Origin of the sequence: Bradyrhizobium sp. CCBAU 51753 (genome assembly GCF_015291565.1) — a bacterium.
GTDB classification, from domain to species: Bacteria; Pseudomonadota; Alphaproteobacteria; order Rhizobiales; family Xanthobacteraceae; genus Bradyrhizobium; species Bradyrhizobium ivorense.
In genome coordinates, this window is the sequence record NZ_CP030037.1 from 465927 (window position 1) to 483246 (window position 17320).

Below are 17320 nucleotides of genomic sequence, written 5' to 3' on the forward strand. Positions count from 1 at the left end.
GACAAGCCGGAGCTACGGTTTTGATTCAATCAGAACCAAAAATACTCTAAAGCATGATCCGGAAAAGTGCGAAGCGGTTTTTCCGAAAAGATCATGCTCAAACAAAGAGCTAAAGCGCGATGACGATTCGACCCGATCTCATCGCGCTTTAGCCGCTGATTTCCTGACAATGCAGCAGCCGCGCATATTGCGACTTCACCGTGGCGTAGCATTCGCAGGCGGTCCGGATCAGGCCATCGACATTGGTGATCTCGATGTGGCCGCGGCTGTAGTGGATGAAGTTCGCCTGCTGCAGGGTATGTGCGACCAGCGACACGCTGTTGCGCCGCGCGCCGATCATCTGCGCCATCGCCTCCTGGGTCAGAACGATCTTGTCGCTGCCGGAGAGATCCCGCGTGTGCAGCAGATATCGCGCCAGCCGCGATTCCACGGTGTGCGCGGCATTGCAGCCGGCCGTTTGCTGGATTTGGGCATAGACGGCGAGCCCGTGCCGGATCAGGGTCGTGCGAAGCGTGGGGCTCTGCCCGGCGGCCGCACGCAACGGCTCGAGCTCGATGGTCGAGGCGACACCGGGCACCAGCACCACGGCATTGTTCATCACGCGTTCCTGGACCAGCGGGGTGAACGCGCCATAGAGGCTGTCGCGGCCGACCATCGCGACCTGGACCCGCTCACCCTTTGCCAGCTTGACCACCAGCGAGATCACGCCCCTGTGCGGCATGTACGCGCGCTTGAGGACCTCGTCGGCTTCGATCAGCACCGAATCCGCGGCAAGGTCGACCGTGCGCAGATGCGGCCGAATCAATTCGAAATCGCTCGCCGACAGCGACGACAGAAATCCGTTGGGCGATCGCGGAACCGTATCCAAAGCGACCTCCTGCCATCCGGCAATGCTTGTTTGTGGCACCTCCAAGGACGCGTGCACGTCGACGTCCCCACAACCCATCTTGCCACGTCTTCAATTTGAGAAAAATACACGTAACGCCGCACCGGCTAACGCCGCGGATACGGCTGGCACAAACTGCATATTCGGTAGGCAACGCCGCTCTCAGTCCTCCGGCCCGATGAATTGTTCCGCATGCGCCTTGACGGTGGCGTAGCATTCGCAGGCCGCCTTGCGCAGGCCCTCGATATCGGTGATCTCGATGTGGCCGCGGCTGTAGCGCAGGATGCCGGCCTGTTGAAATCCATGCGCGACGATCGAGACCGCGTTGCGCCGGACCCCGATCATCTGCGCCAGCATCTCCTGGGTCAGCGGCAACGCCTCGCTGCCGCACAGGTCGCGTGCGCGCAGCAACCATCGCGACAGCCGCGCCTCGACCGGATGCGACACGTTGCAGGCGACGGATTGCTGCGTCTGCGCCATCAGCGCCTGCTCGTAGAGCGCGACCAGGGTCCGCAAGGCGGCGCTGTGATCGACGGCCTCGCGGAAATCCTCCGCGCGCAGCGCCGAGGCGGTCCCGGGCACCACGACGATGGCGTCGGCGAGCGGCGGCCGGTCATGCAGCGCGGCCGAGGCGCCGACGATGCTGTCGCGGCCGACGGTCGCAATCTCGACCGATTGCCCGTCGGACAGATTGACCATCATCGAGACCACGCCGCTGTGCGGCAGATAGACCCGCTGCACCGGTGCGCCGGCGTCGGCCAGCACGGTTTCCTTGACCAGCTCGACGGTTTCGAGAAGCGGATGAAGTTGCGTGTAGTCAGCTGCGGGCAGCGCTTGCAACAGACGGTTAGGCGGACGTGAAACGGCAGACATTAGAACTCCTGCCGAGGGCGGGGAGCACTACGGTCTCGCATCACCTACTCTTGGCGCGTGGAATGAAAGCGACCATAGCTTGCCTGTCCAATTGCACAAGTGTTGTGGTGGCGGCAATATCCGGTTGTAGGATTGATAATATACCCGCTACAGGGCAGACAGCCCAGGCCGCCTTCGCCAGCGCGGCATCGATTCGACTTTGCCACACTCTCCGGTGGTGCCGCGGCAAAAGCTGCAGCTTTTCGTGGCATTTATTGATTTGCGTTAACTCTAATCCGCGCCGAATCCGGCCGCCGTCAATTCGGCGTGCCGGCAATACGCGGCGTCCGGCCAGCCGCAGCAAGTCCTGAAAAGGCGAGACAATTTCGCCGCGGCGCCGCGGCCGATCGCCGGGCTTCCGCCGTGAAGTTGGGCGGCGCGTAGAATCACCGGGTGGGGCCGTCCTTGGTATTTGTACGGACTGGCTCTTTAACGAACGGGTAGCGCGGACAGCCCAGTGTGGCACGGACCGCCGCGCGAAACCTGCGGCGTTGCGTCAACGTGTTCATCCAGAAGGGTATCAGTATGTCCGGCATCGTTCTTTCGGCATCGGTCCGCCAAAACCTGCTTTCGCTGCAGTCGACGGCCGACCTGCTCGCCACCACGCAGAATCGCTTGTCCACCGGCAAGAAGGTCAACACCGCTCTCGACAACCCGACCAACTTCTTCACGGCGCAGTCGCTCGACAACCGCGCCAGCGACATCAACAACCTGCTGGACGGCATCAGCAACGGCGTGCAGGTGCTGCAGGCCGCCAACACCGGCATCACCTCGCTGCAGAAGCTGGTCGACAGCGCGAAGTCGGTCGCCAACCAGGCCCTGCAGGCCGCCGTCGGCTATTCGCAGAAGTCGAGTGTTACGACCGCAACGATCACCGGCGCGACCACCGACGACATCCGCGGCACGCCCACCTATAGCAATGCCATCCTCGCTGGTACGGCCGTCAACAACAACCTGACGACCCCCGCGGCGATCACGACTGCCACCAAGCTCGTCAGCGCGACCAACGCTGACACCCTGGCGACGACCCCGACCGGCACGATCAGCGTCAACGGCAAGACGATCACGTTCTCGACCTCGCAGACCACTGCGACGACCGACGCGGCCGGCAACGTCACCCTCGGCACCGGCGCCGGCAGCAACCTGACCGTCGGCGACCTGCTCACCGCGATCGACGGCATCACCGGTGCGACCACCGCTTCCACCATCTCGGCTGGCGCGCTCCAGATCAGCACCGGCATCAAGCAGGATCTCAACATCTCCGGCTCGGCGCTGAGCGCTTTCGGCCTTACGGCTGGAACCACGGCGCGCACCGTGGCAACGGCTTCGCCGCTGGACGGTCTGACGCTCACGATCGGTGCGACCGGCAACGGCACTGCCACCAGCATTACGTTTGGTGCCGGCGCAGGCCAGGTGAAGTCGCTCAACGACCTGAACAACGCACTGGCGGCCAACAATCTGCAGGCGTCGCTCAGCGCGGGCGGTGCGCTCACCATCAGCACCACCAACGACGCTGCGTCCGCGACCATCGGCACGATCGGTGGCACTGCAGCGGCTGCGGGCAAGCTGTTCAACGGCCTGGCGGGCAGCGCCCCGGTCCAGGATCCGGGCGGGCTGGCGAACCGCGCCAACCTGGTCAATCAGTACAACAACATCCTGGACCAGATCACCACGACCGCCCAGGACGCGTCGTACAACGGCATCAACCTGCTCAATGGCGATCAGCTCAAGCTGACCTTCAACGAGACGGGCTCCTCGACGCTGAAGATCCAGGGCGTCACCTTCGATGCCTCCGGCCTCAACCTCACCAAGCTGGTGGCCGGCACCGACTTCATCGACAACGCGTCCGCCAATGCCACGTTGAAGACGCTCAACACCGCGAGCGGCAAGCTGCGCACCCAGGCTTCGACCCTCGGTTCGAACCTGTCGATCGTGCAGATCCGTCAGGACTTCTCGAAGAACCTGATCAACGTGCTGCAGACCGGCTCGTCCAACCTGACGCTGGCCGACACCAACGAGGAAGCGGCCAACAGCCAGGCGCTGTCGACCCGCCAGTCGATCGCGGTGTCCGCGCTGGCGCTGGCCAACCAGTCGCAGCAGAGCGTGCTGCAGCTGCTCCGCTAAGCGAAGTAGCGACCGACATCGATTATCGAGGCGGCGGAGGAAACTCCGCCGCTTCTGCTTTGTGGGCTGATGCTGCGGATTGCTTGCAGCCCTGCGCCTGATGTGCGCTGCGCATCGAGCGCGCTCTCATCAATTTTGATTCAAGTCGGAATCGCCGGCGGAACGCGGTTTTGCCCATACGGGCGATAAGTGGCTGTTCCGTTGAGACTGCCGCGACGTCGTAACAATCATGCAACCATTTGAATTACCTCATCGTCCGTATTTGCACGGACGGCAAAATTAACGTCGCCGTGAAGCCGGTGGAGCTATCGATGCGAGCCGACCGTTCCGCAGCACTTTGAGGGGGCCTGTTCCGATGGACGATCTGTTGCGCGAGTTCCTGACGGAGAGCAGCGAGAGCCTGGACACGGTCGACAACCAGCTGGTGCAGTTCGAGCAGGATCCGAACAACGCCAAGATCCTCGATAACATCTTCCGCCTGGTGCACACCATCAAGGGCACCTGCGGCTTCCTCGGGCTGCCGCGGCTCGAGGCGCTGGCGCATGCCGGCGAGACCTTGATGGGCAAATTCCGCGACGGCATGCCGGTCAGGGCCGAAGCCGTGACGCTGATCCTGTCCTCGATCGACCGCATCAAGGAGATCCTTGCAGGGTTGGAGGCCACCGAGGCCGAGCCGGAGGGCAATGACCGCGACCTGATCGATCAGCTGGAAGCGATGGTCGAGCGCGGCATGGCCGCGATGTCAGCGTCGGCTCTGCCGATCGCGGCTGCTGGGGTTGAGGACGTCCCTGTCGTCGAAGCGCCGTCGATGCAGCCTGATGTCACCGAGGGCACGCTGGTGGTGCAGACGCTGGAGCGTCCGCTGCGTCCGGGCGAGGTCTCGCTCGACGAGCTCGAGCGCGCCTTCCGCGAGACCGAGACCGAAGTGGCCGCGCCGGCGCCCGTCGCCAAGCCGACCGCCGCAGAGCCCGAGGCCGCCAAGAAGCCGGCCCGCAAGGCGGCCGCCGAGAGCGACGTCCAGGAAGGCGACAAGATCGCCAACCAGTCGATCCGGGTCAATGTCGACACCCTCGAGCATCTGATGACGATGGTCTCCGAGCTGGTCTTGACCCGCAACCAGCTCCTGGAAATCTCCCGCCGCAACGAGGACACCGAGTTCAAGGTGCCGCTGCAGCGGCTGTCGAATGTCACCGCCGAGCTGCAGGAGGGCGTCATGAAGACGCGCATGCAGCCGATCGGCAATGCCTGGCAGAAGCTGCCGCGCATCGTCCGCGATCTCAGTGGCGAACTCGGCAAGCAGATCGAGCTCGAGATGCACGGCGCCGACACCGAGCTCGACCGCCAGGTGCTCGATCTGATCAAGGATCCGTTGACGCACATGGTGCGCAACTCCGCCGACCATGGTCTCGAGACCACCGCGGAGCGCGTTGCCGCCGGCAAGCCCGAGCAGGGCACCATTCGCCTAAGCGCCTATCACGAGGGCGGCCACATCATCATCTGCATCGCCGACAATGGCCGCGGGCTCAACACCGAGCGGATCAAGGCCAAGGCGCTCCAGAACGGTCTCGTCACCGAGGCCGAGCTGGAGAAGATGACGGAAGCCCAGATCCACAAGTTCATCTTCGCGCCGGGCTTCTCGACCGCGGCGCAGATCACCTCGGTCTCCGGCCGCGGCGTCGGCATGGACGTGGTGCGCACCAATATCGACCAGATCGGCGGCACCATCGACATCAAGAGCGTGGCCGGCGAGGGCGCCTCCGTCACCATCAAGATCCCGCTGACCCTGGCGATCGTGTCCGCCTTGATCGTGGAAGCCGGCGGCGACCGTTTTGCGATCCCGCAGCTCTCCGTGGTCGAGCTGGTGCGGGCCCGCGCCAACTCCGAGCACCGCATCGAGCGGATCAAGGACACCGCGGTCTTGCGGCTGCGCAACAAGCTGCTGCCGCTGATCCATCTCAAGAAGCTGCTCAAGATCGACGACGGCGCGACCACCACCGACGCCGAGAACGGTTTTATCGTGGTGACGCAGGTCGGCAGCCAGACCTTTGGCATCGTGGTCGACGGCGTGTTCCACACCGAAGAAATCGTGGTCAAGCCGATGTCCACGAAGCTGCGCCACATCGACATGTTCTCCGGCAATACGATTCTGGGCGATGGCGCGGTGATCATGATCATCGACCCCAACGGCATCGTCAAAGCGCTCGGCGCCTCCAGCGCCGCGGCGCATGACCTCGCCGAGGATCACAGCGCGGCGCACGCCAACTCCGGCGAGCAGCTGACCTCGCTGCTCGTGTTCCGCGCCGGCTCGAGCCAGCCCAAGGCGGTGCCGCTCAGCCTGGTCACGCGCCTTGAGGAGATCGCGACCGACAAGATCGAGCTCAGCAACGGTCGCTACATGGTGCAGTACCGCGAGCAGCTGATGCCCTTGGTGCAGATGGCCGGCGTCCAGGTGCAGACCCAGGGCACCCAGCCGATCCTGGTGTTCGCCGACGACGGCCGCTCGATGGGGCTCGTGGTCGACGAGATCATCGACATCGTCGAGGAACGGCTCAACATCGAGGTGGCGGGCTCGCAGGACGGCATTCTGGGCTCGGCCGTGATCAAGGGCCAGGCCACCGAGGTGATCGACGTCGGCCACTTCCTCCCCATGGCGTTTGCCGACTGGTTCTCGCGCAAGGAGATGCGGCCCTCGGCGGGCGCGCAGTCGGTGCTGCTGGTCGACGACTCGGCCTTCTTCCGCAACATGCTGGCGCCGGTCTTGAAGGCCGCGGGCTACCGGGTGCGGACCGCGCCGAGCGCGCAGGAGGGTCTTGCCGCGCTGCGCTCGGGCCAGAGTTTCGATGTGGTGCTGACCGACATCGAGATGCCCGAGATGAACGGCTTCGAGTTCGCCGAGAGCATCCGCTCGGACAACAATCTCAATGCGATGCCGATCATCGCGCTGTCGGCGATGGTGTCGCCGGCGGCGATCGAGCGCGGCCGGCAGGCCGGCTTCCACGACTATGTCGCAAAGTTCGATCGTCCCGGGCTGATCGCGGCGCTGAAGGAGCAGACCGCCGAGATGCGGCGCGCGGCGTAGAGCATGATCCGGAAAAGTGTGAAGCGGTTTTCCGATCAGATCATGCTCAGACAAAGGACTTGAGGGAAACAATATCGATGACCAGCAAGACCGAAGCAGGCGAAGGCGCGATGGCCGAATACGTCACCGCCGTGATCGGCGGGCAGCTGTTCGGCCTGCCGATCTCGCGGGTGCAGGACGTGTTCATGCCGGAGCGGCTGACGCGGGTGCCGCTGTCGTCGGCGGAGATCGCCGGCGTGCTCAATCTGCGCGGCCGCATCGTCACCGTGATCGACATGCGCGCCCGGCTCGGGCTGCCGAAGGCCGAGGACGGCCAGCCGCCGATGGCGGTCGGCGTCGACCAGCGCGGCGAATCCTATGGCCTCTTGATCGACCAGATCGGCGAAGTGCTGCGGCTGCCCGATGCCGGCCGCGAGGACAACCCGGTCAACCTCGATCCGCGCATGGCCAAGCTCGCCGGCGGCGTCCATCGCCTCGACGGCCAGCTCATGGTCGTGCTCGACGTCGATCGCGTACTCGAACTGGTGCCCAAGCTTGATCTGAAGACAGCTGCTGCAGCGTAACGCTCCGCCGCGAAAGACGGCGGTTCAACAAGGAGGCCAACAGATGAAGACATGTCTCGTCGTCGACGATTCCAGCGTGGTGCGGAAGATCGCGCGCCGCATTCTCGAAGGCATGAATTTCCACATCATCGAGGCCGAGGATGGCGCGGTCGCGCTCGAAGCCTGCAAGCGTGCGCTGCCGGACGCCGTGCTGCTCGACTGGAACATGCCGGTCATGGACGGCTTCGAATTCCTGGTGCAGCTGCGCCGCCTGCCCGGCGGCGATCAGCCCAAGGTCGTGTTCTGCACCACCGAGAACGGCATCGACCACATCTCGCGCGCGCTGCATGCCGGCGCCAACGAATACATCATGAAGCCGTTCGACAAGGACATCGTGATCGCAAAATTCCAGGAAGTCGGCCTGCTCGCGCTCGATGCGCCGAGCGAAGCCTGACACCACGTCCACCTCTTGCGTTGTGAGGCTGCAGTGACGCCCCCTGACTACGAGTATCTGCGTAAGCTCCTGAAGGACCATTCCGGTCTCGACTTGTCCGCGGACAAGCAATACCTCATTGAAAGCCGCCTGCTGCCGCTGGCGCGCAAATACGGCCTGTCCGGCATCCCCGACCTGGTGACGAAGATCAGGGGCGGCGCCTATATCCCGCAGGTGGTCGAGGCCATGACCACCAACGAGACCTTCTTCTTCCGCGACAAGGTGCCGTTCGATCATTTCCGCGACACCATCATGTCCGACGTGTTGAAGGCGCGTGCCGCGCGCCGCAGCGTCCGGATCTGGTGTGCCGCCGGCTCGACCGGTCAGGAGCCCTATTCGCTGGCGATGTGCCTGAAAGAAATGGGTGCGGCGCTGGCCGGGTGGCGGGTCGAGATCGTCGCGACCGATCTGTCGCAGGAGGTGCTGGAGAAATCCAAGGCCGGCATCTACAGCCAGTTCGAGGTGCAGCGCGGGCTGCCGATCCAGATGCTGGTCAAGTATTTCAAGCAGTCCGGCGAGCTCTGGCAGATCAACCCGGAGTTGCGCTCGATGGTGCAGCACCGTCAGCTCAATCTGCTGCACGATTTCGCCCAGCTCGGCGTCTTCGATGTGGTCTTTTGCCGCAACGTGCTGATCTATTTCGACCAGGACACCAAGATCAACGTCTTCAACCGTCTCGCCCGATCGATGGAGGCCGACGGCTTCCTGGTGCTGGGCGCGGCCGAAACGGTGGTCGGCCTGACCGACAGCTTCAAGCCGGTGCCGGAGCGGCGCGGCCTGTACCGGCCGAACGGGGCGCGGGGACTTGCGGCCGCCATGCCCAGGGTCGCCGTCGCGGGATAGCGTGATGACGGAAGATGGCAAACTCGTCGAGCGGGTTACCTTCAGCCGGGGTGTCGATGTCTGCATCATGGCCATCGACGGCACCTGGCGGCGGGATTGCCTGCTCAACGCCATCTCCGACACCGACGCGGCGCTGACGGTCGAAGGTTCCATCCAGGGCCTCAACCTGAAGGAGTTCTTCCTTCTGCTGTCCTCAACCGGGCTCGCCTATCGCCGTTGCGAACTGGTCCGCGTCAACGGCACCGAGATGGACATCAGCTTCCTCAAGGGCAAGCCGGCCAAGAAACGGCCGCCGGCCGGCGAGGCGGACCGGATCGGGGCCTAAGCGGGCCCTGCGGGCCGTCCGCATCGCGGACCCGCGAGGAACGGATCGCCGGCCTGATGTGTTGGAGCCTGGTCGGCGTGGCCCGCCCGGATCAATCCCGGCGGGTTTTCGGGCTCGGCGGGATCAGTTCAGGAGCCGCGTCGGCGCCGCGGACTCGCACGGCCGATCGAGCGCAGCCGCAAGGCTCGCGTCGCAGGTCACACCGTAACGCCATCCGCTGCCGGATATTCCATGCAAGTTTCTCCACTACCGCCATTTTTATGGAGAGCGCCGCTACTTGTGCGTTAAGCCGACGTCCCGTACAAATACGGGTCCATCGATCGAAATGGTCGAGCTATTCCTTGTGCAGTCGAATATGTCGCTGCACCACTGATGGACGATGCACATGGTTGAGAATGGTGTTCCGCGCGGAGAGATTTTCGTAGTCGACGACGATCCCGCCGTGCGCGAGACGCTTTCCGTGGTGCTGTCGACGGCCGGCTACAAGGTGATCTGCTTTGCCGATGGCGCCGCGCTGCTGCAGGTGGCGCGCAGCCGGACGCCGGCCTGCATCCTGCTCGACGTGCATATCCCCGGCAAATCCGGCCTCGATATCCTCAGAGAACTGCACGGCGAGGATTATCCGGCGCCGATCTTCATGATCTCGGGCCAGGGCGACATCCAGATGGCGGTCAGCGCCATCAAGAACGGCGCGCTCGATTTCATCGAGAAGCCGTTCCGCGGCAACGAGATCGTCAGCCGCCTCAATGAGGCGATCGAGGCCTACACCAGGCGCCGGACCGAGAGCTCGGCGTCGCGGATCGCCTCGCTGCATTTCCCGGGCCGCGAGCCGCTGACCCGCCGGGAGCGCGAGGTGCTCGAGCAATTCACCGCGGGCGCCTCCAACAAGGAGGCCGGGCGTCATCTCGGCATCAGCCCGCGTACCATCGAGGACCACCGCGCCAACATCATGAAGAAGCTCGGCGCGCGCAACGCCGCCGATCTGGTTCGCATCGTGATGACGGCGCAGCAGAAGTAAGCCAAGGTCGGTTTACGCTCCGATTTCCACATTGCGGACCTGTGCGGCGCACGTTCAGCGAACGGCACCTCTGCGCCGCGCGTGGGGGACGACCCGTCCGGAAATCCTGTATATGCGTAGGCTAAGGCAGGTGCGCCGGGGACGGCGCGCCGTGCGAGCAATGTCGAGACCCAGGGCGATGACGAAGAACAAGACACCGGATCAATTGCGCAGCGCGCGCTGGTTTGCGCCGGACGATTTGCGCGCCTTCGGCCACAGGTCGCGCGCGATGCAGATGGGCTACGCGCCGGAGGAGTGGCGCGACCGCCCGGTGATCGCGATCATCAACACCTGGTCCGACGCGCAGCCCTGCCACATGCACTTCAAGAGCCGGGTCGACGACGTCAAGCGCGGCGTGCTGATGGCCGGCGGCTTTCCGCTGGAATTGCCGGCGCTGTCGCTGTCGGAGTCGCTGCTGAAGCCGACCACGATGCTCTACCGCAACATGCTGGCGATGGATGCCGAGGAGCTGCTGCGCGGCCATCCGGTCGACGGCGTGGTGCTGATGGGCGGCTGCGACAAGACCACGCCCGCGCTGCTGCTCGGGGCCACCAGCATGAACCTGCCCGCGATCTACCTGCCGGCCGGCCCGATGCTGCGCGGCAACTGGAAGGGCAAGACGCTCGGCTCCGGCTCCGACGCCTGGAAATACTGGGACGAGCGCCGCGCCGGAAAGATCTCCGACCGCGACTGGGTCGACATGGAGGCCGGCATCGCCCGCAGCTACGGCACCTGCATGACCATGGGCACGGCGTCGACCATGACCGCGATTGCGGAAGCGATCGGCATGACGCTGCCCGGCGCCTCCTCGATCCCGGCGGCCGATGCCAACCACATCCGCATGAGCTCGGAAGCCGGCCGCCGCATCGTCGAGATGGTGTGGGAGGATTTGACGCCGCAGAACATCCAGAGCCGCAAGGCTTTCGAAAATGCCATCACGGTCGCGATGGCGATGGGCTGCTCGACCAACGCGATCATCCATCTGATCGCGCAGGCCCGCCGCGCCGGCCAGGATATCGGGCTCGACGATTTCGAGATCGCGAGCCGCAAGGTGCCTGTCATCGCAAATGTGCGGCCGAGCGGCGACCTCTATCTGATGGAGGATTTTTTCTACGCCGGCGGGCTGCCCGGCCTGATGAGCCGGATCAAGCAGCACCTGCATCTCGACTGCGTCACCGTGACCGGCAAGACCCTCGGCGAAAACATCGCGCACGCCGAGGTGCATAACGACGACGTCATCCGCACCGTCGACAATCCGATCTACAAAGAGGGTGCGCTGGCGGTGCTGAAGGGCAATCTCGCGCCCGACGGCTGCGTGATCAAGCCGAGCGCCTGCGATCCGCGCTTCCTGAAACACACCGGGCCGGCGTTGGTGTTCGACGACTATCCGTCGATGAAGAAGGCGGTCGACGATCCCGATCTCGACGTCACCGCGGACCATGTGCTGATCCTGCGCAACGCAGGGCCGCAGGGCGGGCCGGGCATGCCGGAATGGGGCATGCTGCCGATCCCGACCAAGCTGGTGAAGCAGGGCGTGCGCGACATGGTGCGGTTGTCGGACGCGCGGATGAGCGGCACCTCCTATGGTGCCTGCATCCTGCATGTCTCGCCGGAGTCCTATATCGGCGGCCCGCTGGCGCTGGTGCGGAACGGCGACCGCATCACCCTCGACGTCGCCGCGCGCACCATCAATCTGGATGTGCCGGAAGCCGAATTGGCAAAACGCCGCGCCGAATGGCAGCAGCCCGAGCGCCGCTTCGAGCGCGGCTATGGCTGGATGTTCTCAAAACACATCAAGCAGGCCAATGAGGGCTGCGATTTCGATTTCCTCGAGACCGGTTTTGGCAAGCCGGTCGGCGAGCCGTCGATCTATTAGTCACCGTCGTTCCGGAGCGATGCGCAGCATCGAATCCGGAACCTCGAGATTCCGGGTTCACGCGCTGACGCGAGTGCCCCGGAATGACATTAGGGACAGAGCACCATGTCAAACCTCAGCGACACCACTCGCAACAAACTCAAATCCGTCTCCACCGCCACCGTCGCCACCGCGCTGTTCAAGCGCGGCTTCCGCATCCAGATGATCCAGGACGTCCACCCCTTAAGTTCGGACCAGCCGACCATGGTCGGCGAGGCCTTCACGCTGCGCTACATGCCGGCGCGCGAGGACCTCAACAAGATCGACGTCTTCCGCGACCGCGCGCATCCGCAGCGCAAGGCGATCGAGGATTGTCCCGTTGGCGCCGTGCTGGTGATGGACAGCCGCAAGGACGCGCGTGCGGCCTCGGCCGGCGCGATCCTGGTGACGCGGCTGATGAAGCGCGGCTGCGCCGGCGTCGTCACCGACGGCGGCTTTCGCGATTCGGCCGAGATCGCGCGGCTCGGCTTCCCCGCCTTCCACCACCGCCCGAGCGCGCCGACCAATCTGACGCTGCACCAGGCGATCGAGATCAACGTGCCGATCGGCTGCGGCGACGCGCCGGTGTTTCCAGGAGACGTGATCCTCGGCGACAGCGACGGCGTCATCGTGATTCCCGCGCATCTCGCGGACGAGATCGCCGACGAGACTTTTGAGATGACCGCGTTCGAGGATTTCGTCACCGAGCAAGTCCAGAACGGCCGCGGCATCTTCGGCCTCTATCCGGCAACGGATGAGCAGACGCTGAAGGATTTTGCCGCGTGGCGAAAGGTGAAGGGGCGATGACCTCTTCGCCTCTCCCCGCCTGCGGGGAGAGGCCGGATCGCATGCAATGCGATCCGGGTGAGGGGGAGCCTCCGCGGGTCCGTCTTTCTCCGTTTTTGCGGAAGCAGCCCCTCACCCCAACCCTCTCCCCGTGAAGAACGGGGAGAGGGAGCATTCACACCTCCGCCTCCGCCATCCCCACCGCCCACAGCGCGAAGGCGTAGACGATCGCGACTTCGTCGAGCCGGTTGAAGCGCCCCGACGCGCCGCCGTGGCCGGCGCCCATGTTGGTGCGCAGCAGGACCGGGCCGCCGCCCGCCATGGTGGCGCGCAGGCGCGCGATCCATTTTGCCGGCTCCCAATAGGTGACGCGCGGATCAGTGAGCCCGCCCATCGCCAGGATCGCCGGATAGTCCTTGGCCGCGACATTGTCGTAGGGCGAATAGGACAGGATGGTGCGAAAATCCGTTTCGCTCTCGATCGGATTGCCCCATTCCGGCCATTCCGGCGGCGTCAGCGGCAGCGTGTCGTCGAGCATGGTGTTGAGCACGTCGACGAACGGCACCTCGGCGACGATGCCGCCGAACAGTTCGCCGGCGCGGTTGGCGACGGCGCCCATCAGCATGCCGCCCGCCGAGCCGCCGTGGCCGACGATGCGCTTTGCGCTGGTGTACTTCGCCTCACACAGCGCGCGGCCGGCCGCGGCGAAATCGTCGAAGGAATTGGTCTTCTTCTCGCGCTTGCCGTCGAGATACCAGCCCCAGCCCTTGTCGGCGCCGCCGCGGATATGCGCGATGGCGTAGACGAAACCGCGGTCGACCAGCGACAGCCGGTTCGCCGCGAACGACGCCGGCATCGCCATGCCATAGGAGCCGTAGCCGTAGAGCAGCAGCGGCGCCTTGCCGTCGCGGACAAAATCCCTGCGATGCAGGATCGAGACCGGCACCTGCGCCCCGTCATGTGACGTCGCCATGATCCGCGTGGTGACGTAGTCCGCCGGGTTGTGGCCCGACGGAATCTCCTGCCGCTTGCGCAGCACCCGGGTCCGCGTCGCCATGTCGTAGTCGTAGACTTCCGACGGCGTCGTCATCGACGAATAGGCGAAGCGCAGATTCGTGGTCTCGAACTCGTAGCCGCCCATGGTGTCGAGCGAATAGGCGGCCTCGTCGAACGCGATCGCATGCTCCTCGCCCGTCTTGAGGTCGCGGATGACGATCGCCGGCAGCGCATTGGCGCGCTCCAGCCGCACCATGTGGCCGGCATAGAGCTCGACATCGAGCACGTAGACGCCTTTGCGATACGGGATCAGGTCGCGCCAGTTGGCGCGTTCGGGCGCCGCGAGCGGCGCGGTCACCACCTTGAAGTCGATGGCATCGTCGGCATTGGTGAGGATGAACAGCTCGTCGCCGCGATCGGCGACCGAATACTGCACGCCGTCCTGGCGCGCCGCGATCAGCCGCGGCGGCGCGTCGGGATCGGCGAGGTCGATCAGCCGCTGCTCCGAGGTCTCGTGGTCGCCGCCTGCGATCACACAGAAGCGGCCGCTGGCGCTCTCGTGCAGATGGGTGAACCAGCCGGAATCCTGCTCTTCATAGACCAGGATGTCGTCGGCCTGTTTGGTGCCGAGTCTATGCCGCCACACCTGCATCGGGCGGTGATTGTCGTCGAGCTTGACGTAGAAGAAGCTGCTGGAATCCGCCGCCCACACCACGCCGCCGTCGGTCTCCTCGACGAGATCGTCGAGATCGCCGCCGGTCGCCCAGTCGCGCACCCGGATCGAAAAGTACTCCGAGCCCTTGGTGTCAGCGCTCCAGGCATGCAGCTTGTGGCAGTTGGAATGCCGGCTGCCGCCGAATTTGAAGTATTTATGGTCCTTCGCCAGCGCGTCGCCATCGAGCACGATCTGCTCGTCGCCGCCGTCGCGCGGCATGCGGCAGAACAGCTCGTGCTGGCCGCCCTCGCGAAATTTTCGGAAATAGGCGAACGGGCCGTCCGGCGACGGCACGCTGGAATCGTCCTCCTTGATCCGCCCGCGCATCTCCTTGACGAGCTGCTTCTGCAAGCCGTCGGTGTGGCCGAGCAGGCTCTCGGTGTAGCCGTTCTCGGCTTCGAGATAGGTGCGGATATCGGGATCGAGAATCGCGGGATCGCGCAGCACCTCCTGCCATTTCGGGTCCTTGATCCACGCGTAATCGTCCGTCACCGTGATGCCGTGGGTGGTGAAGGAATGCGGCCGGCGCGGCGCGACGGGGGGCTTGCTGGCAGGTTTGGTCACTCGATCCTCATTGTGCGGGAGCATCGCTTTATATCGGGATGATTGCGGCGATTGCCAGATGGGATTAGGCGCTCCGTTCCATCCCCGTCATTGCGAGCGCAGCGAAGCAATCCACCTTTCCCTGAAGGGATAGAATGGATTGCTTCGCGGAGCCTGTCATCGGGCGCGCGTTCGCGCGACCCGTTGGCTCGCAATGACGGGGAAAGAGCGCCGCTACCCGTTCCGCAGCTTCGCCCCGGCATTGCCGCCGGACATCGGAATCTGGTTCACCGCCAGCACCACCGCAAACGTGATCACCAGCATCGCGATGCCGAGCACCGCGATCGCGGCGAGGTCGCCGCCTTCGTTGAGGTCGTAGATCAGCACCGACAGCACCTTGGTCTGCGAGGTGAACAGCACGATCGCCGCCGACAATTCCCGCATCACGCCGATGAAGATGAAGCACCAGGTCGCGATCACGCCGGTGCGCAAGAGCGGCGCGGTGATCTGGCGCAGCGCCTGCAGCCGCGTCGCGCCGAGGATGCGGCTGGCCTCCTCGAGCTCGGGATGGATGGTGGCGAACGCCGCCTGCAATTGCTGATAGGCCGACGGCAAATTGATGGTGAGGAAGGCGAGCAGCAGGATCCACAGCGTGCCGTAGAGCACGAAGGGCGGCCGCGTATAGCTCAGGAACAGGCCGACGCCGAGCACGATGCCGGGCACGGCGACCGGCGCGGTGGCGAGGAAGCCGAGCACGCGGTGGCCCGCGATCACTTTTCGCGTCGTGACATAGGCGATCACGAGCGCGAGGATGGTGCCGATCGTCGCTGTCGCGGTGCCCAGGATCACCGTGTTCTTCAGCGCAAGCTGCGTCGACGACAGCTCGGTGAACACGAACACGATGTTGTGCAGCGTCGCCGTCGACGGCGTCACCAGCGTGGTGGCGTTCGGCGAGAACGCGGCGTTGAGCAGCGCGAGATAGGGCAGGAACACCGGGTTGAGCAGCACCAGGAGACAGAAGCCGAGCGCCGCCCAGCGCCAGCCTTTCAGCTCTACCCGGCGCGGCGCGCCGTATTTGCCGCCGATCACGGAATAGCCGCGGCGGCCGAGCAGCGCCTTCTGGCCCTGCAGCAGCAGGATCGTCAGCAGCAGCAGCGGCACCGCGGCGGCGGCGGCGAGCTCGAGCTTCGGCGGATACTGGAACAGGCTCCAGATCTTGGTCGTCATGGTGTGGAAGCCGGCCGGCAGCGCCAGGATCGCCGGCGAGCCGAACAGCGTCATCGCCTGCAGGAACGCGATCAGCGCGCCTGCGACCAGCGCCGGCAGCGCCAGCGGGATCGTCACCCGCCGCGCCGTGGTCCAGGCCTTGCCGCCGAGGATCGCGGAGGCGTCTTCCAGCTCGCCCGGCATGGTGTCGAGCGCGTTCGCCACCAGCACGAACACGAACGGAAAGGTGTAGCAGGAGATCACGAAGATGATCCCCGTCAGCGAATAGATGTTGAACAGCGCGTCGGCGTCCTCGCCGACGAACAGCCGGTAGAGCTGGTTGAGCAGCCCCGAATTCGGCGCCGCCAGCAACTCCCACGCGACTGCGCCGAGGAACGGCGGCGTCACGAACGACGCGGTCACCAGCGCGCGGATGGTCTGCCGCCCCGGCATGTCGGTGCGCGACACCAGCCAGCTGATCGGCGCCGCGACGATGCAGCAGATCACGGCGGAGGTGGTCGCGATGACGGCGGTCGTCCACAGCGGATCGAGGAAATCCGGATTGCTGAACAGCGTGACGAAATTCGCAAGCGTCGGGTGCCGGCCCTTGTCGGTGAAGGCAAACACCGCAAGCCACGACAGCGGCAGCAGGATCAGCAGGACGAGCACGGCGGCGAACAGCCACAGCACCGGGCGTGTCCAGTCGATGCGGGATTTGGCGGGGGAGGTGGTGGTTATTGTCATGTTGATCCGCGGCAAGCTCTTTTAGCCCCCTCGCCCCGCTCTTCGCGGGGAGAGGGAGGGGTGAGGGGCTGCTTCCACATGTACCGAATGCGCGGAGAGTCCCCCTCACCCGCCGCGCATCTTGCGATGCGCGTCGGCCTCTCCCCGCAAGCGGGGCGAGGCGAGGACGTGCGCA

13 protein-coding genes are annotated in these 17320 nt (G+C 65.0%); 9 read left to right on the top strand and 4 right to left on the bottom strand.

Annotated elements, in window-relative coordinates; genetic code table 11:
- Positions 1-148: 148 nt before the first annotated feature.
- Together XH93_RS02225 and XH93_RS02230 are read right to left on the bottom strand one after the other, a co-directional pair.
- A complete protein-coding gene (locus XH93_RS02225; RefSeq protein WP_246799462.1) occupies positions 149-868 on the bottom strand; it encodes a Crp/Fnr family transcriptional regulator in 720 nt (239 codons plus the stop codon).
- A 180-nt stretch (positions 869-1048) separates the two neighbouring features.
- Positions 1049-1759 (bottom strand): Crp/Fnr family transcriptional regulator, encoded by a 711-nt coding sequence (locus XH93_RS02230; RefSeq protein ID WP_246799463.1) that lies wholly within the window; start codon positions 1757-1759, stop codon positions 1049-1051.
- A gap of 564 nt (positions 1760-2323) precedes the next feature.
- On the opposite strand from XH93_RS02230, the gene XH93_RS02235 reads away from it, so the two are divergent.
- The 9 genes from XH93_RS02235 (at position 2324) to XH93_RS02275 (ending at position 12962) form a co-directional block, all read left to right on the top strand.
- Positions 2324-3922, top strand: a complete 1599-nt coding sequence (locus XH93_RS02235; protein ID WP_139480198.1) for a flagellin — start codon at positions 2324-2326, stop codon at positions 3920-3922.
- A 355-nt stretch (positions 3923-4277) separates the two neighbouring features.
- Positions 4278-7001 (top strand): hybrid sensor histidine kinase/response regulator, encoded by a 2724-nt coding sequence (locus XH93_RS02240; protein WP_194470581.1) that lies wholly within the window; start codon positions 4278-4280, stop codon positions 6999-7001.
- Positions 7002-7078: 77 nt separating this feature from the next.
- Positions 7079-7564: a chemotaxis protein CheW gene (locus XH93_RS02245; protein ID WP_194472221.1), complete on the top strand. Its 486-nt coding sequence runs from the start codon at positions 7079-7081 to the stop codon at positions 7562-7564.
- Positions 7565-7607: 43 nt separating this feature from the next.
- The gene (locus XH93_RS02250; RefSeq protein ID WP_194472222.1) at positions 7608-7997 is read left to right on the top strand and encodes a PleD family two-component system response regulator; all 390 of its coding nucleotides are present in this window, start codon (positions 7608-7610) and stop codon (positions 7995-7997) included.
- A gap of 33 nt (positions 7998-8030) precedes the next feature.
- Entirely contained in the window at positions 8031-8879 is an 849-nt protein-coding gene (locus tag XH93_RS02255; RefSeq protein ID WP_194472223.1) for a protein-glutamate O-methyltransferase CheR, read from the top strand.
- A gap of 4 nt (positions 8880-8883) precedes the next feature.
- Positions 8884-9204 carry a PilZ domain-containing protein gene (locus tag XH93_RS02260; RefSeq protein WP_139857215.1) on the top strand — a complete coding sequence of 107 codons (321 nt, stop codon included), beginning with the start codon at positions 8884-8886 and terminating at the stop codon, positions 9202-9204.
- Positions 9205-9589: 385 nt separating this feature from the next.
- Positions 9590-10222, top strand: coding sequence for a response regulator transcription factor (locus XH93_RS02265; RefSeq protein WP_139479922.1), 633 nt, complete (start codon positions 9590-9592; stop codon positions 10220-10222).
- A 178-nt stretch (positions 10223-10400) separates the two neighbouring features.
- Entirely contained in the window at positions 10401-12137 is a 1737-nt protein-coding gene (gene araD, locus XH93_RS02270) for an L-arabinonate dehydratase (RefSeq protein ID WP_194472224.1), read from the top strand.
- Positions 12138-12242: 105 nt separating this feature from the next.
- Positions 12243-12962 carry a ribonuclease activity regulator RraA gene (locus XH93_RS02275; protein ID WP_194472225.1) on the top strand — a complete coding sequence of 240 codons (720 nt, stop codon included), beginning with the start codon at positions 12243-12245 and terminating at the stop codon, positions 12960-12962.
- 154 nt (positions 12963-13116) lie between these two features.
- Here XH93_RS02275 and XH93_RS02280 read toward each other — a convergent pair whose 3' ends face one another.
- Together XH93_RS02280 and XH93_RS02285 are read right to left on the bottom strand one after the other, a co-directional pair.
- Complete coding sequence (locus XH93_RS02280; protein WP_246799464.1) at positions 13117-15216, bottom strand: S9 family peptidase; 2100 nt, start codon at positions 15214-15216, stop codon at positions 13117-13119.
- 213 nt (positions 15217-15429) lie between these two features.
- The gene (locus XH93_RS02285; RefSeq protein ID WP_194472227.1) at positions 15430-17145 is read right to left on the bottom strand and encodes an iron ABC transporter permease; all 1716 of its coding nucleotides are present in this window, start codon (positions 17143-17145) and stop codon (positions 15430-15432) included.
- Positions 17146-17320 lie beyond the last annotated feature (175 nt).